Raw genomic sequence first — 18,474 nt, 5'->3', positions numbered from 1 at the left:
ATTACTTCGCAAAACTTTTTCATAATACACATCGTAAACTTGTATATTCATATAGCTTATGCTATTTGGCGTATGAAATGATTTGTATAATTTAGACGCTTATAAGCACAATGCTTAATGAAGATGACTTGCTCGTTAATGAAAAAGATACCCATTTATATATTACTATCTGTTATCGCCTTATTATCTGTTAGCCGGCCGCTCAAAGCACAATCGTCCATTATCCAGGATGTTGATACAGCCTATCTAAACAAACTCATTGCTACAGCTAAAACTAATTATCCAAGGGTAAAGAGCTATCAGAACCATATTGAAATAGCCCAGCAAAATATCGGGAAGGCAAAGGCTTCCTATCTCGATGCGTTCACATTCTCGTACGTTTACCAACCGCATAGTTCAACTATTGTTAATACCACGCCTGGTACTGCAACAACTGGTTCTAATTACAGCTATTTTAACGGCATACAGGTTGGCCTGTTTTTTAACCTGGGTAACTACCTGGAGAAACCTTATGCAAGCAAAGTAGCCAAGCAGGAGTTAATGATAGCCAACAATGATCGTGACGAATATTTTCTGACATTAACTACGGAGGTAAAAAAGCGTTATTATGCTTACTTACTGGGTATGGCCGCACTAAAAATCCAGGTACAGGCAGCCCAGGATGCAGAAGAGATTGCAAAAAGTATCAGGTACAAGTTTGAGAAAGGGGAGGAAACTTATGATAATTACAATAAAGCGCAGGTGAGCTATGCCGATCATAACCAAACCCGTATACAGGCCGAAGCAGCTTTATTAACGGCCCGTGCCGACCTGGAAGAATTACTGGGACAACCACTTGAAAGTATTAAATAATGGAAATAAAAGGCTTTATAACATTACTGGGTAAACATAAATATACCCTTGTCATCATTCCATTAGTGGCTGTTATTATCACCTATTTTTTGGTGCGTAACCAGCCCGATACTTATACCTCCCAAGCAGAAATAGCAACCGGGATAGTTGACCAGACTAAACAGTCGCTTACCCAGGAGATACAGCAGGAGGCTCAAATTAACCAGCAATTTAATAACCTCATTGCTATTACGCGGTCAAAGAAAATGCTCGACCAGGTTTCGTACCAGATCATGATTCATGACCTAACGAGCAAATCGCCTTACCGGAAGCCCTCTAAGATAATGGAGAGCTTAAATGAAACGGCCAAAAAACATGCGGTAGAAGTTTATACCGAGATGTATAAAAAGCGCCAGGAGTTATCATTGTTTGATCCTGATCAGCAAGGCTTATACAAACTGATGGGTTCAATGCATTACGATGATCAGTCTATATTAAAAAATCTTACTGTTTACCGTGCCGATAACAGCGACTTTATACAGGTTCAAATGGATGCCGATAATCCAGAGCTTGCAGCGGCCATTGTAAATACACTTTGCCAGGAGGTAATCGAGTATTTTAATACCATGCTGAAAGATAACCAGCGTAAAGCAGTTAGCTTTTTGGGTAACCTGGCCAAAGCAAAGCAAGATAGCCTGACCAAGCGTATGGATGCGCTGCGCCAGTACAAAATACAAAACCATGTATTTAACCTCAACGAACAGGCCAGGGCTTTATACGGGCAGATCTCTGACTTTGAAACCAAGTTAGATCAGGCCAAGAAAGACGCTGTTGCCTACGAAGGTGCTATCCAGAACATCGACAAGCAGTTTGACCCGAACGATCGTAAATACATGGAGAGTGCGATGGTGAAGGTTAATCAAAACATCGTAAATACCAACGCGCAACTGCAAACCCTCAATCAGAAATATGTACAAAGCGGCTTCGATCCACATTATAAAACGCAGATCGATTCTATACGCAGGGTGCTGGCCAGTCAGATCAACCAATCGTCTGATAAGTATATTACCAACCCTTTAAGCACCAAGCAAAACCTGATTACGCAAAAGCTGACCATGCAGGTGCAGCAGCAGCTGGCGCAAAACAGCATTGGATCGATACAGAGCCAGCTCGATGCTTTGAATGAGCGCCTGCGTACGTTGGTGCCTCATGAGGCTGTTGTACAAGGCGATGAGAGCGCTATTACAGTAGCCAGCCAGGAGTATCTGGATGTGCTGCAAAAATACAATCAAACAAGCCTGGAGTCTAACTTTACAACACAGCTTAAACAAGTTAGTAACGCCATGCCGGGTATGGCAGCGCCATCTAAAAAAATGCTGCTGGTAATTATCAGTGGCGTTATCAGCTTTGTGTTCTGTATCGCCGTATTCTTTGTGTTGTTCTTGTTAGATAGCAGCCTGAAAGCACCGCGCGATTTGGCTAATAAAACTAAAGTGCCGGTTATCGGCTATTTAAACCTGTTAGAAAGTAAATCGATAGACCTGAATAAGGTTTGGGCTGATAGGGATAAAAGTGCCGATGTAAGGCAGTTTCGTAACCTGCTGCAATCTATCCGTTTCGAGGTAGAGGGAGAACTGCAGAGCGATAAAATATTGTTGATTAATAGTATTACAGGTGGTGAAGGGAAAACTTATTTAAGTATTAACCTGGCTTATGCTTTTGCTGCCATCAACAAACATGTATTGCTGATAGATGGCAACTTTATCAATTCGGGCATTACTGAAGCCATTAAACCAAAGGTTTTTCTGGAAGATTACCTGAGGAGCGATGCGGCCGCGAGCACCTTACGTACCACATCAAACATTACTGTTTTAGGTAATAAAGGTGGTGATATTTCTGTGCTCGAGATTGCTCCGCAAAACGCGATCGAGCAAAAACTGGATGAGCTTAAAAAAGCTTTCGATATTATTATTGTTGAATCGTCTGCGTTGGATACGCTCAACAAATCGAAAGAGTGGACCTTGTTTAGCGACAGGATACTGACCGTTTTTGAGGCCGGACAAAGCTTTAAGGAGCCTCAGCAGCTTAACCTCGAATATCTGCAAACATTCGGTCATAAATTTATTGGCTGGGTAATGAACATGGTTGCTCCCGAACAAGTAGTTGATACCACTAAAGTTAAATAGCTTGTATTATGGTTATTGTAAACTATATCTGGATTGTGTTGCAAGTGCTTATTGGCTACAATCTGGTATTGCCTTTTGCACTGTATTTAATTTCGCTGGTTAAAAAGGAGAAGCCTCTGGCAACCGATCTGTTTACACAAGGCGATGCCGATTATGGCATTATTGTAACTGCTTACGAACAGGTAACTGCAATACCTGATGTTGTAGGTTCGTTATTAAAGCTTAACTATCAAAATTATTTGATTTATGTAGTGGCCGATAAATGCGATGTATCGGGCCTGCATTTTGATGATGAAAGGGTGATCATCCTTCGCCCCGAAGAAACGTTGGCCAGTAACACACGCTCGCACTTTTATGCTATCAACCGCTTTAAACGCCCCCACAGCCGTTTAACGATTATCGATAGTGATAACTTAACTGATCCCGAATACTTAAATCAGCTCGATCTTTATTTTGCGGCAGGTTACCACGCTGTACAGGGGGTACGCGATGCCAAGAATCTAAATACCACTTATGCCCGTTTGGATGCTGCGCGCGATATTTACTACCATTTCTATGATGGTAAGATATTGTTCGGCGTAGGCTCGTCGGCAACGCTGGCTGGTTCAGGCATGGCATTTACTACGCAATTATACCGCGATTGCCTGGAACATCTTGATGTAACCGGTGCCGGTTTTGATAAGGTATTACAACACGCTATTTTAAGCCGTAACCAACGGATTGCCTTTGCAGAGCATGCCATTGTGTACGATGAAAAAACTACACAGAGCGACCAGCTGGTTAAACAGCGTTCGCGCTGGATCAATACCTGGTTTAAATACTTTAGCCTGGGCTTTGGCCTGTTGTTTAAGGGCAGTTGGAACCAATTTGTGTTTGGTTTAATCTTACTGCGCCCGCCATTGTTTATATTCCTGATCCTCTCAGTGTTTTTTATGGTGGCTAACGTATTTATTAGCGCTACGGCGGTTATTATATGGCTACTGGCCTTTATCATATTTGTGTTGGGCTTTTACCTTGCACTGGCTAAGTCGGATACCGATAAGCGTATTTACCAGTCGCTGGTTAATATCCCTAAGTTTATCTTTTACCAGGTACTGTCGTTGTTAAAAGTTCGTAAGGCTAACAAACATTCTGTAGCTACCACGCATTATTATAACAGCGCAGCAGAGGAGGAAATTAATAATGAGAATTAATCCGTCTGAAAAAGTTACCCGTGCGGAAGAGATAGCGGCAGAAACCCAGGCTAAAATTGATAAGGTAACCCGTATTGTAGCATTGGTTGTTGCCGGCCTGAGCACGTATACGTTAATTTTCAAAATCTTATTCTTTTAAGTGGCCGATTATCCTGTAATAGATCTTAACGGGGCTGCGCGAAGGCGCAAAGGAAGCTGGCGCGCAGCGCTTAGCCGGATCATTATGGTCGAAAAGCTAAAAAACCGCACCGGTTTATTGATGCTTGCGGTTATCGGCGTTATTATAGGTTTCGGGATTGCCCAGGCGGGCATGGCATTTGGGGGTATTATAATAGCCATATCTGTAGCGGTGCCATTAGTGTACTGTGTAATAGTTTATGCCAAATTCGGCACCTTCTTCTTGATATTCATGGCCTATTTCCTTTTCCAGTTTATGCGCATCGGTGTGCCCGGGCCATTGGGAACGTTGATGGATGCCTTGCAGCTACTATTGCTCGTAACCATCGCAGTAAAACAAAGGCGTGAAAATAACTGGGCTTTGTTTAAAGGCCCCGTAACTGTGATGATATTGATCTGGCTGGCTTACAACATTATAGAGGTGGGCAACCCGGCAGCAACATCACGCCTGGTATGGGTTTATACGGTGCGTGCCGTTGCGTTTGTGCAGTTTACGTATTTTATATTCTTATATAACATCCGTACTATCGAGGATATAAGAAACCTTTATAAGTTTTGGTTGGTGCTGGCATTTCTGGCTGCTACATGGTGCTATAAGCAAGAGTATATCGGTTTCTCTGATGCTGAAATGGCTTATTTGAACACGCCGGATATGATAAGCCTGTTGTTTATCAATGGGCACTGGCGTAAGTATTCGATATTTTCAGATCCGGTTTCATTCTCTTATAATATGGCTATGCCATGTATCATGTTTATATGCATCATTTTCGGGAAATTTGACTCCTGGAAAAAAGTAATATGCGGTTTACTCATCGTATACTGCTTTGTGGCTATGCTATACTCCGGAACTCGGGGTGCCAACGTACTGTTACCTGCTGCGCTTTTTATGTTTGCAATATTGAATTACAATAAAAAGGTGCTTATATTTTCGTGTATAGCTGCCTTCTTCTTTATCATACTCATTAACTTCCCTACGGGCAACCAAACTATTGTACGTTTCCAGTCGGCTTTCAGGCCAAATAATGATGACTCGTACAATGTGCGTAAGAAGAACCAAAAAAGGATCCAGCCTTATATTTTATCGCACCCGATGGGTGGCGGCGTAGGTTCGGTTGGTGAATGGGGTAAAAAGTTTTCGCCTGGCTCTTTTTTGGGTGATTTTGCGCCCGATAGCGGTTATATCCGTGTTGCAGTAGAGGAAGGACCTATTGGGCTCATCATATTTTGCACCATGATGTTTGTGATGATGCGAAACGGTATCAATAATTTTTACGCCATTAAAGACCCGGAGTTAAAAACGTATTGTTTGATAGCTGCGTTGGTTGTATTCACATACAATGTGGCTAACTTTCCGCAAGAGGCGTTAGTGCAGTTCCCATCAAACATCCTGTTTTATATGTTTGTGGCGTTAACAAATATTACCAAACGCCTTGATGACGAACTGCAGTTAAAGCAAAGTAAACAATTAGCCGAAGCAACCGTATAAACGAGAGAGCGATTCGAAGAAATGAACAAAGAAACTATCATCAACAGGGATATTATTATAGTTGGGCAGCAACCATGGGATGTTGAGATAGGCAGTAATTGTAAAAACCTGGCCGAAGAGTTCAGCAAAAATAATCGTGTACTGTATGTTAATTCGCCTTTGGACCGTGCCGTTTACCTCAAAAACAAAAACGAAGCAAAAGTTAAAAAACGTATAGATGTAGTTAAGGGCCGTACCGATGGCCTCATCAAAATTAGCGACAACATCTGGAACCTTTACCCGGATGAAATGATCGAATCCATCAACTGGATCACTAACATCAGCCTGCATACTGTTTTAAATAAGATCAATAACAAACGTTTTGCTGCATCTATTTTAAGGGCTGCAAATAAACTGGGCTTTAAGGATTTCATCCTGTTTAACGATAATGATATTTTCAGGTGCTTTTACCTGCCGGAACTTTTAAAGCCTGCTGTAAGCGTTTATTACAGCAGGGATAATATGGTGGCTGTTGAATATTGGAAATACCACGGCACACGCCTGGAACCTTTGTTAATAGCCAAAAGCGACGTATGTGTAGCCAACTCGAGTTACCTGGCTAATTACTGCAAAAAATATAACCCCAATTCATACTACGTTGGCCAGGGCTGCGACTTGAATATGTTTACCGGCTTTGACAACGCTTTTATACCCGAAGACCTGGTAAAGATTAAAGGCCCGATTATAGGTTACGTAGGTGCGCTGCAAAGCATCAGGTTGGATATTGAGCTGTTAGAACATATTGCTCAAACCAAGCCCGAATGGCAACTGGTTTTAGTGGGGCCGGAGGACAGGGAATTTACTGCCAGCAAGCTGCATGACTACCCTAATGTTCATTTTTTAGGGAGCAAAACCTCAGATCTGTTGCCTGCTTATATCGCTGGTTTTGATGTATGTATTAATCCGCAGGTTATCAATGAGGTAACTATTGGTAATTATCCGCGTAAGATAGATGAATACCTGGCCATGGGTAAACCTACTGTAGCATCGCATACTGAGGCTATGAGTGTATTTAGCGAGTTTGTTTATCTAGCAAAAGATAAAAACGAATACATCCCCATCATTACTAAAGCGCTGGAAGAAAATACGCCCGAATTACAACAAGCCCGTATTGATTTTGCATCCGGCCATACCTGGGAAAACAATGCGAAGGCCATTTATGCGGCTATTAATGCTGATCGCTCTTAATTATTATCAAACTATTTCTTAAAAGTTATCAACTCGTAAGTATGTTTTACGTTACGATAGATAGCCCGTGCAAATGCAATAAACGGATTAGTGCTTTGGCGGAAATCGCTGCGGGTTAAGGTCATGGTGCTTGGTTCTGCATCGGTGTTGATCTGGTCGAACAAGCCTTTATAGTCTTCGTAAAACATGCCTTTGCCTTTGTGTTTCAGGAAAGAAAGTGCCATTAAAAACTCGGTACGGTCGCCTTTTAAACCTTCGGCATAGCGGCCAAATTTCTCAAAGAAAGTAGTGCGGCGTAAGTGTGGGTGATCGCTATAGCAATGAAATTTGCGATAGCCGGGATACCAGATCTTAAAATCCATTTCAGAATAACCATCGCGATATGGTTTCAGATAAGGGTATTTAAAGTAGGCGTAAAAGCGTACAATATCCATCTCCTTACGTTTTTCCATAATAGATAAAGCGTCGGCCAAGTGCTTGCCATAACCCGGAAACGGATCAAAATCTTCCTGAACGTATAATGTATAGGGCGTGGTTACGGCGTCCTGACCTTTATTGATGTTGTTACCTAAACCTTTGTTTTTGGGCGTAGTAACCAAATTAAAACCGTATTTATCTTTTATGGATTGCAGATATTCCTGATGCTCGGGCTTGCTGCCATCGTCAGACACTACAATGCCGCCGAAACTAATATCCTGAGCTGCAAATGCCAGCAACAAACGTTCGAGCGACTGGCTGCGGTTGTAGTGTGTAATTAAAAGGGTGACTGCATTAAACTGCTGCGCCATAGAAACAAGGGTATGAGTAAAAGCTTATAACAATAAATACGGATAATAATATCTGAAGGTTCGGGCCGATTAATGTTTTTTATACAGAACCTCGTAGGTCCATTTCAATAATTTGTATCGAAGATAAGCATAACGCGCTGCCAATGCTATCGGGTTTTTACTTTCGCGCCAGCTGGCACGGCCCATCGTACTTGGCTCATCCGATGAGTTTTTTTGATGGAATAGTGTAGTATACTCATCATAAAACAAACCCCGGCCTTTATTCTGAATAAATGACGCCGCCATCCTGAATTCTGTCAAGTCTCCTTTAACGCCCTCGGGGTAGCGGCCAAATTTTTCCAGGAAATTGCTCCTCCTTAAATGCGGGTGATCGCTATAAACATAGAATTTAAGGTGGTTACCATAAACAGGTGAAGGTTTAAATAACATTTCCGAAAATCCTTTCCCGTAAGATTTCGTATAAGGATAAGAGAAGTAAGCATAAAAGCGCGCGATGTCTAAAGTGGCATCGGCCTTAAAAAAGTTAAGTGCATCTATAAAATGTTCGGCAAAAATGGCCTGGGGTTCAAAATCTTCCTGCACATACAAGGTGTATGGGGTGGTAACTGCATCCTGGCCTTTGTTAATGTTGTTACCCAAGCCTTTATTTTTAGGCGTGGTTACCAAAGTAAACTGATATTGCTCATGTAAACCTTTAATGTAGTCGACATGTTCGGGCTTGCTGCCATCGTCAGATACTACAATACCGCCAAATGTAAATTGCAGATCGGCAAAGGTTTTAAGCAGGCGCTCGAGCGAACGGCTACGGTTGTAATGGGTAATAAGTAAAGTAACTTCGGGAAAATGCAGTTGAGCCATTTATAAAGGTCCTTAATTTATGCTAATATCTAATAAAATAGATTATTTTAAGTAACCTTGTTTACGAATATTTCAACGATAAAGATGTGGTCGAAAGTAATTAGTGCTATAAAAAACAAACATTTCCTGTCCTTAGCCGGCAACGGTATCATGATCGTACTAAGTATGATCACCACCGCCATCATCTTCCGGGCGCTACCCATTGCGAGGGCAGGGGAATGGGGATTTTTCCAGGCTACATTTTTGTTGATCGATACTTTCCGTTCAGGATTTATTACCACGGCATTTATCAAGTTCTATGCTGGATCGGACGAGAAACGTACTGCCGAAGTAGCGGGATCAACCTGGTTTGTTGCACTCATTATTACCGGCATACTGGTTGTGTTGAACGTACCCGCCTTATTTTTTGCAAAGTATGTTACCGATGACGGCTTACTGTTATTTATCAAATGGTTTGGCCTGGCTTATTTATTTACGCTGCCCATGTTTATGGCTACCTGCGTATTACAAGGCGAGCAGCGGTTCGATCAGTTATTGTACGTGCGGTTTGTAAACCGGGGTTCGTTTATCTTATTTATCATAGCGCTCATCATCACTAAAAAGATGAGCCTCGAAACCCTGCTATACGCCTACCTTATTTCCAACTTAATCACCAGTATTTATGTAATGCTGATGGGCTGGTCGCGCATTAGCACGCTTGCCAAACGCTCGAGGGCCAGTATTATGGAGATCTACAATTTTGGTAAATATAGTGTGGGGACTACGCTGAGCTCTAATATGTTCCGTACTTCTGATACCTATATCATTAACTTTATGCTGGGGCCTGCTGCGCTGGCTATTTATAACCTGGGCCAAAGCTTAATGCAACTGGTAGAAGTGCCACTGGTAAGCTTTGCAGCTACGGGTATGCCGATATTATCTGCCCATTACAACCAGGGTAACCGCGAAGGTGTAATCCACACCATGAAGAAATACATAGGCATGCTTACCATTATTTTGCTGCCAGCCTGTATTATAGCCTGCCTGCTGGCCGATTTTGCTATCGGGCTAATAGGAGGCGGTAAGTACGTGCATACCGAAGCAGCGAACGTATTTCGCTTGTTTATGACGTTTGCACTTTTATATCCTGCCGATCGTTTCTCGGCGCTTACACTTGATGTGATCCACCGCCCACAAGTTAACTTCTATAAAGTATTGGTTATGCTGGCTGCCAACATCATTTTCGATTACCTGGGTATATTAGTATTGGGTAATGTTTACGGTGTGGCTATAACCACTGTAGTGCCGGTTTTAATTGCAGTAATTATCAGTTATGTGGAATTGAATAAATACCAGAAATACTCATTCTGGAGCATTTATTCGGCTGGTTGGTTCGAAACTAAGCAATTGTATAAACAAGTGTTGTCCATGATCAGGCCATCAGCAGCTAAAGGCTAACGGTAGCTGTAAAGGTGTTGAGGTTGGTTTCGCTATCGTACCGGTAGCTAAAATCGTCGGCCGCTTTGGTGATGATCAGCAGGCCGAAATGTTCGGGGAAATCGTTTTCGGTATCGATAGAAGGCACCGTGTTTTCATGGCAATAAAAATAGGCTACGCCTTCTTTTTCAACTGCATATAAGATGTGCATGATATCAGCAGTGACAATTATTGCATTTTCAAACTGATCATTCTTAACCTGGGGCAAAATTAACGGGTTGCCATAATCCTGTTTCTCGAATTTAACTACACTATCTTTAATCTCGATATTGAGCTTAACTTCATGCGTATTGGCATGCTTTATTGCATTGGTAAGTAGCTCGGTCAGTATAAATTTCGATTTAAAAAGTAGCTCGCGGGTACCCTCGCCGTTTGGTATATTGGTTTTTATCAATAGCAATATCTCTTCTAATAAATTAGCAGGCATGCTATCGAAATGGGCCAGGGTGAAAGATTTCTGTACAAGCACTTTATCTTCTCCTGTGTTAGTTTTCTTTAGTGGCGTCGCTAAAAGTATCGTAGATCTTGAAAACTTTATCGAGGCGTATCAGTACCAGCAAATCGCGAATGTCTTTGTTTAAGCCAACCAGTGCAATATCTAGCTTTAATGCTATGGCGTGCTTTAACGCAGCTACCAGTGCCCCTAAAAATGTACTGTCGATATAATTAACATGGTGAAGGCTTAAAACGATTTTTTTGCGGTATTGATCCAGCATGGCAATAACCTCCGATTTAAAGGTATCGGCATTGGCCATATTAGCTTCCTGGATGTTAACATCAACCAGTAGGTAGTTATCCTGGTTTGTAATAATATCAATCATTTTTTTAGACTGTTTTGTAGATGTGGATAATGCTGCAATCATCAACCAGTGATGCTTGCGGCTGTTTGGTCAGAAACTGTTTCAGTTTTTCGAACGAATTTTTACTGCTCGTTATACCTTCCAGTTTTTGCTGAAACAAATTATAATCGGTTTTGGTACCGCCGGGTATAGCGAAATCAATGATACCGTCGGTAAATATAAAGAGTTGATCGCCCGGGTTCATGCTGATCTGTTGTTGATCATATTGTCCGTCTGCAAATAAGCCAAGTAATAATCCGTTGCAGCGCAGGGATTCAAATTTCTTAGTCTTGGCCTCATAATAAAGCAGGGGCAGGTCGCCGGCACCGGCGTATGTTACCTGGTTGGTTTCGTGATCAATCATCAACAAAGAGAGGCTCGCCAAAATATCTTTCAGCGCATCATCCTCGCAAATAACCTGGTTTACTTTTTCGAGTATACCGGCTGCAGAATATTCATGGGCAGAAACCCCAAAACGTACCGCCGCACGGATGTAACTTAAAAAGCTGAAGCTCAGAAACCAGGCCATCCATTTTTTGCCCATTACATCGCCCAGGATCACAAAGCTAAAGCGGTCTGTTACCTGTATAAAATCGATAAAATCTCCCCCAGGAATATCCTGGAAGGATTTATGCCAGAAGTTAACCTCATATCCCTCAACAACAGGGGCTTTTTGCGGTACAGAGCGGATATTTAAAGCTGCTACAGCTTTTTTAACCTCCAGTTCAGAGAGCTCACGTTGTTTACTTACAGTGGCCAGCAGATTGTTGATCTTGGCTATAATTACGTTGATGGGAGTGTCCTTAATTACATAATCAATAGCATGGAGGTCGAGGCCGGTGTTTACCAATTCTTTATCAGAGAAATCGGTAAGGAATATGAAGGGGATGTCTTTGAGTTCGGGTTGTTTCAAAATATATTTCCGAAACTCAATGCCATTCATTTTGGGCATCTGGTAATCAGAGAGGATAGCATCGGGCAAATCGGTTGATAGCTTGCGGATAGCCTCGTTGGCTGATTCGGCAATTGTGCATTCGAATCCAGCTTTGCTGAATGCTTTTGACAGCATTTTCAGGAAGAGCGGATTATCGTCAACCAACAGAATCTTTTTAAGTACCGGCGTATCTGTCATTTTGATCGGGCAATATTTTTCTTATAGAACGTTTTTATAAGGAGGTACACTCCCGCTAATATAATAAGTAAAGAGATAACATCCATTATAGTAACTCCATCATTTGGATTAAAATAATAAATGGTAAACATTTCGAAGTACGGCGGTGCCGGCATAATGATCATGGCGAAGCCAAGGCCTATCATTACCACACCAATCATCATCAGCACAAAGTTTGAAGTACGCTCTTGCCTGATAAATTTGCGGGCCTGGCTGCTGTCGATGCGGGTATTAGTTAATAAAACGCTGAATTCATCCAGCAACTCTTCGCGCGATGAGGTTTCACTTAACTTATCTATTTTTTTAAAATGATGGATCTGGCTTTTATCAATATCGCTTACTTCAAGTGCTTTATTAAATTTGTTTTGGATTAATTTTACCGATTCACTATCCAGGTTGCTCTCACTTAAAAGCGCAATCAACTCATCCAGTTTCTGATCGATATGCGTGTGCTGCTCATTCAGTTTCTGGAAGTTGGAAACCTCTTTCGATATTATTTTTTTATTATCCAATTGTATCGATATATTCAATGTAACTTAATCGGCTGTTTGTTACGTTAAACACCGTGTATTTAATATATGAAGAAAACAGTCTCTGTCATTACGGTTAATTTCAATCAAAGTTTCATTACCGAGCAACTTTTGTCGTCTATTGCTACTACTAACGCATATTTGGAGGTAGAAATTATAGTTGTTGATAACGGGAGCAAGGTAAATAGTGTGCCCGAATGGGAGCAAAAATATCCCGGTATCAAATTTATCCGTTCCGAGCTTAACCTGGGGTTTGCAGGTGGTAACAATTTAGGTATAAAAGAAGCAAAAGGCGAATATTTATTCTTTGTAAATAACGATACCGAGTTTACTGCTGGCTTGATAGAAACCCTGGTAAAGGTAATGGATGAAAACCCGGAAGTAGGTATGGTATCGCCCAAGATCAGGTACTTCGACCAGCCCGATACGCTTCAATATGCAGGATTCACACCCATGAATTATTATACCTGCCGTAACTATTGCATCGGCCAGTTTGAGCCCGATAAAGGCCAGTATGATGACAACCTGGGTGTAACAGGCTATGCCCACGGTGCAGCTATGATGCTGAAACGCGAGGCAATGGACGAAGCCGGTTTAATGGCCGAAAACTTCTTTTTATATTATGAGGAGATGGATTGGTGCGACAGGGTTGTACAGGCCGGTTATGAGATCTGGTTTGTACCGCAGGCACTTATTTATCATAAAGAATCAGTTTCGGTGGGTAAGGCAAGTGGTTTGAAGGAGTACTTTATGAATCGTAATCGCATTTTGTTTATCCGCCGTAACGCACCATTTATAGCGAGGATATTTTTTTATGTTTACTTTATATTATTAGTTACGCCGCGTAATATCATCAACTACAAAAAGAATAAGCAAAAGGGTTTTACAACGCTCTTATTAAAAGCCATTTGGTGGAATATTACAGAGAAAAAAGACAGTGATAATTTAGGATACCCCATTACACGATAAATGAAAATAGCACTTTGGCTTAGCCTGTTTATAGTATTTTACGCCTTTTTTGGATACGGCATCCTACTGTTTTTCCTGATTAAGATCAGGCGCGCAGTTAAAGGTAAGCGTGTGCCCCCGGCAGAAGATTTTGCATCATTGCCAACCTGTACGTTAATTGTTGCGGCCTATAACGAACAAGATTTTATTGTTGAGAAGATAAAAAACACGCTTGCGCTTAATTACCCGGCAGGTAAGGTGCAATACGTTTTTGTAACCGATGGATCGAGCGACAGCACACCCGAACTGGTGGCCGCTTACGCCGAAATTAAATTAATGCACAAAGAAGGCCGTAGTGGTAAAATTGCAGCAGTGCACCGCGCTATGGACGAGGTGACTACCGAAGTTGTGGTATTTACTGATGCCAATACCTTTTTAAATGCTGATGCGCTGATTAAGATTTGCCGCCATTATGCCGATCCTAAAATTGGCGCCGTGGCCGGAGAGAAACGTGTACATGCCGATGAAACTGCCGATGCCACCGCAGGCGAGGGTTTTTACTGGAAATACGAATCGAAATTAAAAACCTGGGATGCTGAGTTGCATACTGTTGTAGGTGCTGCGGGAGAGTTATTTAGTATCCGTACTGATCTATATCGCCCCGTGCCGGTTAATACCATTTTGGACGATTTTATGATCTCCCTATTGGTTGCTGACGAAGGTTATCGCGTAGTTTATGAGCCAGAGGCTTATGCCACAGAGAATGGATCTGAAAGTGTAGGCGAGGAGCTGAAGCGCAAGATCAGGATTGCGGCGGGTGGTATCCAATCCATCGTGTGGTTAAAAAGTCTGCTGAATCCGTTTAAACAGCCTGTGTTAACGTTTCAATATGTGAGCCACCGGGTATTGAGGTGGACGGTTGTTCCTTTCCTGATGATCCTGGCTTTAATTATCAATATTGTTATTGTAGTAAGTGGCTACGACAGTATATTGTATGATGTTTTACTGGCTGCACAGATCGCATTCTACGGTGCATCATTGCTGGGTTGGATACTGGAAAGCAAGCAGATTAAAGTAAAGATCCTGTTTATCCCATACTACTTTTGTATGATGAACTATGCTGTTATCCGGGGTATCTTCCGTTACTCGGCAGGTAAACAAAGTGCGGTTTGGGAAAAAGCTAAAAGAAAATAAGAAGCATACCATGTCATTAAAGGAAAAGATAAAAGAGAATCCATCGTTAAAAGCCTTTGTACACTGGATGCTGATACCAAGCGGCGAAGCCCGGCCACGGCTTTGGGTAAAGTGGTTTGTAAACCCGTTTATCCATAAACGCGGCAAAGGCGCCAAAGTGCACAACCGTACCCGACTGGATGTATTGCCATTTAACCGTTTCGAAATGGGCGCACATTCGGCTATAGAAAGCTTCTCTACTATTAATAATGGCGTAGGTGATGTGCTGATCGGGAGCAGATCGTTAATCGGCATGAGCAACGTAATTATCGGTCCTGTTACTATAGGTAATAATGTAATCTTCGCCCAAAATATTGTAGCCAGCGCTTTAAATCATGTTTATACCGATGTGAATGTACCGATTGTAGATCAGCCTGTAATAACCAATCCCATCATTATTGAAGATGATTGCTGGATAGCTGCCAACTCGGTAATTACATCGGGCGTAACCATTGGCAAGCATAGCGTAGTGGCTGGTGGGGCAGTGGTAACTAAAAGCATCCCGCCATATTCTGTAGCTGCAGGTAACCCGGCTAAGGTGATTAAGCGTTATGATTTTGATTTGAAGGAGTGGGTTAGGGCGTAGGTTCTGTTGTCGGTTATCAGTTGTCAGTTGTCGGTTGTCGGAGTTCACAACACGTCATCCTGTCCCGATAGCTATCGGGATTGTTTCAGGATCTCACATGCTAAGTATACAAATGCTAAGTTGACAAAATTAAAGTAGCAGACCTGTCCTTTGGGGTGCTGAAACAAGTTCAGCATGACGGAGAAATATAAAAGAGAAAGGCCCGGCATTAATGCCGGGCCTTTCTCTTTTATATGGATTTTTTTATCTGACAACAGACAACCGATAACAGACAACCAATCTAAACGCTTTCCTTTTGCAACAACGCTGGTATGGTTTTAAATATCAGGCGTAAGTCGTTTTTAAGGCTGTGGTTTTTGGCGTAAACGTTATCAAGCATCAAACGTTCTTCTTCACTCATATCGCCTTTACCCCGTTTTTCTACCTGCCATAATCCGGTTATTCCGGCTGGGGCATTAAAGCGTAGGGCGTATTTGTCGGTGGTTAATTTTTCGGCTTCGTAGAGTGGAAGCGGGCGGTTGCCTACAATGCTCATGTCGCCAATGAAAACGTTCCATAACTGTGGAAGCTCATCAATACTGGTATTGCGGATAAAGTTACCAACCTTGGTAATACGCGGATCATTCTTCAATTTAAAGAAAGCCGAACCAGCCGCAGTTTTTTTGTTGCTGGCGTAATCCTTTTCGCACCAGCTGTTTTTATCGGCATAAACCGGGAACTGGCATTTACCTGCTTTTAAACAATCGTTACACAGCATGGTAGTAACCGGAGACGGCGATACCGATTTTTGTGTTTCTACAGGTGCGGCATTGGTAACGGGTGCCGGGCTATCTGCCGGGGCATCTGCGCCGGATGCAGAGTATTGGTTCAGGTGTTTCAAATCCTTTAAACGCTGATCGGCATTAACAAACATCGATCTGAATTTATAGAATTTAAATACCCGGTAACCTGTACCTACACGTAACGAATAGTAAAACGCAGGGCCTTTTGACTCGAGCCTTACCAATATGTAAATAAGCAGGAATAAAGGTGAAAGCATCAATAATGCTAAACCTGAGAAGAAAATATCGAATGCGCGTTTGCCGCGTGGTACGGTATACGTATCGTTAACCTTTTCGTGTACCTTGCTTTTAATATCTTTCCAATGGTTGATCAAAAAATTAACCCGTAGCTGTACTTTATGCATTTTAGCCGGGGCTTTAAATACATCAACCACACCGGCCTGTAATGCCAGTTTACGAAGATTGCTATTGTACTGGTTGGAGATTAAAAAGAAGGGTACATTAGGCAGTCCCTTGTTTTTAAAAGCTTCGAGCAGGGTTATGCCCGATGGTGCCAATATCTCGCTCTGCGAAATAATACCGACAATATTTAGTTTTTTACTTTCCCAGGCTGATGCTAACTCAACGCCATTGTTAAAGTAAAGTATCTGCCTGTCTTCAAAGTCACAGCAATTAAGCATCGCTATCACATCTTCCGAGCCGTGTATTACAGCCAGGTAATTGATGTTGCCGTCTGCTAAAGTAGAATCGCCCATAAATTAATATGTTATTTTACCTATACGTCTTAAAATAGCTCTTACCCTTGCTTCAACCTCTGCCGGGTTAAATGGTTTTACAATGAAGTCATCAGCGCCACTATCCAGGCATTTGATACGGGTTTCCGAACTGTCTTCGCCCGAAAGTATAATTACCGGTATCGATTTAAAAAAGTCGCTTGCACTTAACTGGGCCACCAGTTCCAATCCGCTTAAGTTTGGCGTGTTCAGATCCGAAATAATCAGATCGGGGATGTTGCCATTCTGCAAATAAGAGAGTGCATCCATTGCTGTCGGCAAAATTTCAACATCATAAGTTTTGCTGAGGAATTTCTTAAGGATCAGTTGCATGTAAGCATCATCCTCTACAGCAAGAATTTTGGTGCGGTCAGAATCATTTAAACCCATTTCTCGGAATGTTATTGATGTGAATTTTTATACCGTTAAAGATACTTTAAAATATGTGATGTTGTTTTATAACTTTTACGTAAAAACTGCCCCTACAGTTTCGGGAATCACAATTTTATCCAAAAACTCGCTTCAGGCGTTTAAAGGTAGCCTTCCATAATCCGCCATCAATTTGGATGCGCCTGTCGGTGGTCCAAACAATAGCTTTTGGGCTGGTTACGCGGTATAAATCGCCGAAACCTTTTGCTTTCAGTTTCAAAGCCAGGTATCCATCTTCATTGGTGCCCGGCGGGTGGTTAAAGTGATCAACCTGTAAACCCTGCTCGCGGCGGAACCCTGAGTTAAAGCCATAAACATTTACAGCCTCGTTTTTAAAGAATTTATTGTAAAGCCGCGTAAAATCGGCAATGTATTCGTAAAAAAAGTAAGTAAACCTGCCAGTGTTGCCAACAGGGATAAAGGAGAAACGGCCGTAAGTAATGGCAACTTTATCTGAGTTTGCCAGTGGTTTCACCATTTCTTCGATCCAGTCTTTCGGGTAAATGGTATCTGCATCAGCATTTAAAATGTATTTACCTGTTGCCGTATCTAAACCCATATTGCGCGATACGGTAATACCCTGTATGCTTTGCAAAACGCAGGTAACACCGCAGGCTTTAACAAGCTCCTCAGTTTTGTCTTTCGAGTTATTGTTAACCACTACAATTTCAACCGCGCGATCAGTAATATTGTTACAGAGCGAAGAGAGTGTTTGCACAATGGTAAGTTCTTCGTTGTAAGCCGGTATGGAAACGGTGACTTCGGCGGGGCCGGTTTTACGCAATTTCTGATACGCAGCGTTTACCTCTGCAGGTTCAATCTTGTCAGCGATGTAATGATTAATATAATCTGGAATTCCTACTGGCCTCATACTGTCTGCAAATTAGTAAACTATTTTAATTGTAAAATAAAGCCTTTTACATCAATCTTTATATTTAAGTTACGTTATTATAAATTATTA

General features: G+C 42.0%; 19 protein-coding genes. 10 read left to right on the top strand and 9 right to left on the bottom strand.

What is annotated here, in order from left to right:
- The first annotated feature begins 138 nt into the window (after positions 1–138).
- From PQO05_RS17705 to PQO05_RS17680, 6 genes are read left to right on the top strand one after another with little or no spacing between them, the layout of a single operon-like run.
- The gene (locus PQO05_RS17705) at positions 139–852 is read left to right on the top strand and encodes a TolC family protein (protein ID WP_273628765.1); all 714 of its coding nucleotides are present in this window, start codon (positions 139–141) and stop codon (positions 850–852) included.
- Positions 852–3,017, top strand: a complete 2,166-nt coding sequence (locus tag PQO05_RS17700) for a GumC family protein (RefSeq protein ID WP_273628764.1) — start codon at positions 852–854, stop codon at positions 3,015–3,017. Before PQO05_RS17705 ends, PQO05_RS17700 begins: the two co-directional genes overlap by 1 nt.
- A gap of 8 nt (positions 3,018–3,025) precedes the next feature.
- The gene (locus PQO05_RS17695; protein ID WP_273628763.1) at positions 3,026–4,210 is read left to right on the top strand and encodes a glycosyltransferase; all 1,185 of its coding nucleotides are present in this window, start codon (positions 3,026–3,028) and stop codon (positions 4,208–4,210) included.
- Complete coding sequence (locus PQO05_RS17690) at positions 4,200–4,349, top strand: hypothetical protein (RefSeq protein ID WP_273628762.1); 150 nt, start codon at positions 4,200–4,202, stop codon at positions 4,347–4,349. The genes PQO05_RS17695 and PQO05_RS17690 overlap by 11 nt, the downstream gene beginning before the upstream one ends.
- Complete coding sequence (locus PQO05_RS17685) at positions 4,350–5,873, top strand: O-antigen ligase family protein (RefSeq protein WP_273628761.1); 1,524 nt, start codon at positions 4,350–4,352, stop codon at positions 5,871–5,873.
- Positions 5,874–5,894: 21 nt separating this feature from the next.
- Entirely contained in the window at positions 5,895–7,100 is a 1,206-nt protein-coding gene (locus PQO05_RS17680; RefSeq protein ID WP_273628760.1) for a glycosyltransferase, read from the top strand.
- Positions 7,101–7,111: 11 nt separating this feature from the next.
- Here the strand turns inward: PQO05_RS17680 and PQO05_RS17675 are convergent, their stop codons facing one another.
- Together PQO05_RS17675 and PQO05_RS17670 are read right to left on the bottom strand one after the other, a co-directional pair.
- A complete protein-coding gene (locus PQO05_RS17675; protein WP_273628759.1) occupies positions 7,112–7,888 on the bottom strand; it encodes a glycosyltransferase in 777 nt (258 codons plus the stop codon).
- A 69-nt stretch (positions 7,889–7,957) separates the two neighbouring features.
- Positions 7,958–8,746 carry a glycosyltransferase gene (locus tag PQO05_RS17670; RefSeq protein ID WP_273628758.1) on the bottom strand — a complete coding sequence of 263 codons (789 nt, stop codon included), beginning with the start codon at positions 8,744–8,746 and terminating at the stop codon, positions 7,958–7,960.
- A 150-nt stretch (positions 8,747–8,896) separates the two neighbouring features.
- On the opposite strand from PQO05_RS17670, the gene PQO05_RS17665 reads away from it, so the two are divergent.
- Complete coding sequence (locus PQO05_RS17665; protein ID WP_273628757.1) at positions 8,897–10,183, top strand: lipopolysaccharide biosynthesis protein; 1,287 nt, start codon at positions 8,897–8,899, stop codon at positions 10,181–10,183.
- On the opposite strand, the gene PQO05_RS17660 is transcribed toward PQO05_RS17665, so the two are convergent.
- From PQO05_RS17660 to PQO05_RS17645, 4 genes are read right to left on the bottom strand one after another with little or no spacing between them, the layout of a single operon-like run.
- The gene (locus tag PQO05_RS17660; RefSeq protein ID WP_273628756.1) at positions 10,173–10,691 is read right to left on the bottom strand and encodes an ATP-binding protein; all 519 of its coding nucleotides are present in this window, start codon (positions 10,689–10,691) and stop codon (positions 10,173–10,175) included. The two genes, PQO05_RS17665 and PQO05_RS17660, sit on opposite strands and share 11 nt — an antisense overlap.
- A 16-nt stretch (positions 10,692–10,707) precedes the next feature.
- On the bottom strand, positions 10,708–11,043 hold the full coding sequence (locus tag PQO05_RS17655) for an STAS domain-containing protein (protein ID WP_273628755.1): 336 nt from the start codon (positions 11,041–11,043) through the stop codon (positions 10,708–10,710).
- A gap of 4 nt (positions 11,044–11,047) precedes the next feature.
- Positions 11,048–12,193 carry a fused response regulator/phosphatase gene (locus PQO05_RS17650; protein ID WP_273628754.1) on the bottom strand — a complete coding sequence of 382 codons (1,146 nt, stop codon included), beginning with the start codon at positions 12,191–12,193 and terminating at the stop codon, positions 11,048–11,050.
- The gene (locus PQO05_RS17645; RefSeq protein WP_273628753.1) at positions 12,190–12,762 is read right to left on the bottom strand and encodes a hypothetical protein; all 573 of its coding nucleotides are present in this window, start codon (positions 12,760–12,762) and stop codon (positions 12,190–12,192) included. The genes PQO05_RS17650 and PQO05_RS17645 overlap by 4 nt, the downstream gene beginning before the upstream one ends.
- Before the next feature lie 48 nt (positions 12,763–12,810).
- Between PQO05_RS17645 and PQO05_RS17640 the strand changes: the two genes are divergently transcribed.
- The 3 genes from PQO05_RS17640 to PQO05_RS17630 are packed head-to-tail and all read left to right on the top strand — an operon-like array spanning position 12,811 to position 15,529.
- A complete protein-coding gene (locus PQO05_RS17640) occupies positions 12,811–13,731 on the top strand; it encodes a glycosyltransferase family 2 protein (protein ID WP_273628752.1) in 921 nt (306 codons plus the stop codon).
- Positions 13,732–14,904 carry a glycosyltransferase family 2 protein gene (locus PQO05_RS17635; RefSeq protein WP_273628751.1) on the top strand — a complete coding sequence of 391 codons (1,173 nt, stop codon included), beginning with the start codon at positions 13,732–13,734 and terminating at the stop codon, positions 14,902–14,904.
- A 10-nt stretch (positions 14,905–14,914) separates the two neighbouring features.
- Positions 14,915–15,529 (top strand): acyltransferase, encoded by a 615-nt coding sequence (locus tag PQO05_RS17630; protein WP_273628750.1) that lies wholly within the window; start codon positions 14,915–14,917, stop codon positions 15,527–15,529.
- A gap of 280 nt (positions 15,530–15,809) precedes the next feature.
- Here the strand turns inward: PQO05_RS17630 and PQO05_RS17625 are convergent, their stop codons facing one another.
- The 3 genes from PQO05_RS17625 to PQO05_RS17615 form a co-directional block, all read right to left on the bottom strand.
- Positions 15,810–17,066 (bottom strand): sugar transferase, encoded by a 1,257-nt coding sequence (locus tag PQO05_RS17625; protein WP_273628749.1) that lies wholly within the window; start codon positions 17,064–17,066, stop codon positions 15,810–15,812.
- 3 nt (positions 17,067–17,069) lie between these two features.
- A complete protein-coding gene (locus tag PQO05_RS17620; protein ID WP_273628748.1) occupies positions 17,070–17,474 on the bottom strand; it encodes a response regulator transcription factor in 405 nt (134 codons plus the stop codon).
- Positions 17,475–17,589: 115 nt separating this feature from the next.
- Complete coding sequence (locus tag PQO05_RS17615) at positions 17,590–18,384, bottom strand: glycosyltransferase family 2 protein (RefSeq protein WP_273628747.1); 795 nt, start codon at positions 18,382–18,384, stop codon at positions 17,590–17,592.
- Positions 18,385–18,474 lie beyond the last annotated feature (90 nt).

This window comes from Mucilaginibacter jinjuensis, from assembly GCF_028596025.1.
GTDB classification, from domain to species: Bacteria; Bacteroidota; Bacteroidia; order Sphingobacteriales; family Sphingobacteriaceae; genus Mucilaginibacter; species Mucilaginibacter jinjuensis.
Note: the sequence above shows the minus strand (reverse complement) of the source record. Positions and strands in the feature narration are given on the sequence as shown.

Coding starts and splice junctions, on each gene's coding strand:
- PQO05_RS17705 (WP_273628765.1), top strand. CDS start 139: ATGAAAAAGATACCCATTTATATATTACTATCTGTTATCGCCTTATTA.
- PQO05_RS17700 (WP_273628764.1), top strand. CDS start 852: ATGGAAATAAAAGGCTTTATAACATTACTGGGTAAACATAAATATACC.
- PQO05_RS17695 (WP_273628763.1), top strand. CDS start 3,026: ATGGTTATTGTAAACTATATCTGGATTGTGTTGCAAGTGCTTATTGGC.
- PQO05_RS17690 (WP_273628762.1), top strand. CDS start 4,200: ATGAGAATTAATCCGTCTGAAAAAGTTACCCGTGCGGAAGAGATAGCG.
- PQO05_RS17680 (WP_273628760.1), top strand. CDS start 5,895: ATGAACAAAGAAACTATCATCAACAGGGATATTATTATAGTTGGGCAG.
- PQO05_RS17675 (WP_273628759.1), bottom strand. CDS start 7,888: ATGGCGCAGCAGTTTAATGCAGTCACCCTTTTAATTACACACTACAAC.
- PQO05_RS17670 (WP_273628758.1), bottom strand. CDS start 8,746: ATGGCTCAACTGCATTTTCCCGAAGTTACTTTACTTATTACCCATTAC.
- PQO05_RS17665 (WP_273628757.1), top strand. CDS start 8,897: ATGATCGTACTAAGTATGATCACCACCGCCATCATCTTCCGGGCGCTA.
- PQO05_RS17655 (WP_273628755.1), bottom strand. CDS start 11,043: ATGATTGATATTATTACAAACCAGGATAACTACCTACTGGTTGATGTT.
- PQO05_RS17650 (WP_273628754.1), bottom strand. CDS start 12,193: ATGACAGATACGCCGGTACTTAAAAAGATTCTGTTGGTTGACGATAAT.
- PQO05_RS17640 (WP_273628752.1), top strand. CDS start 12,811: ATGAAGAAAACAGTCTCTGTCATTACGGTTAATTTCAATCAAAGTTTC.
- PQO05_RS17635 (WP_273628751.1), top strand. CDS start 13,732: ATGAAAATAGCACTTTGGCTTAGCCTGTTTATAGTATTTTACGCCTTT.
- PQO05_RS17630 (WP_273628750.1), top strand. CDS start 14,915: ATGTCATTAAAGGAAAAGATAAAAGAGAATCCATCGTTAAAAGCCTTT.
- PQO05_RS17625 (WP_273628749.1), bottom strand. CDS start 17,066: ATGGGCGATTCTACTTTAGCAGACGGCAACATCAATTACCTGGCTGTA.
- PQO05_RS17620 (WP_273628748.1), bottom strand. CDS start 17,474: ATGGGTTTAAATGATTCTGACCGCACCAAAATTCTTGCTGTAGAGGAT.
- PQO05_RS17615 (WP_273628747.1), bottom strand. CDS start 18,384: ATGAGGCCAGTAGGAATTCCAGATTATATTAATCATTACATCGCTGAC.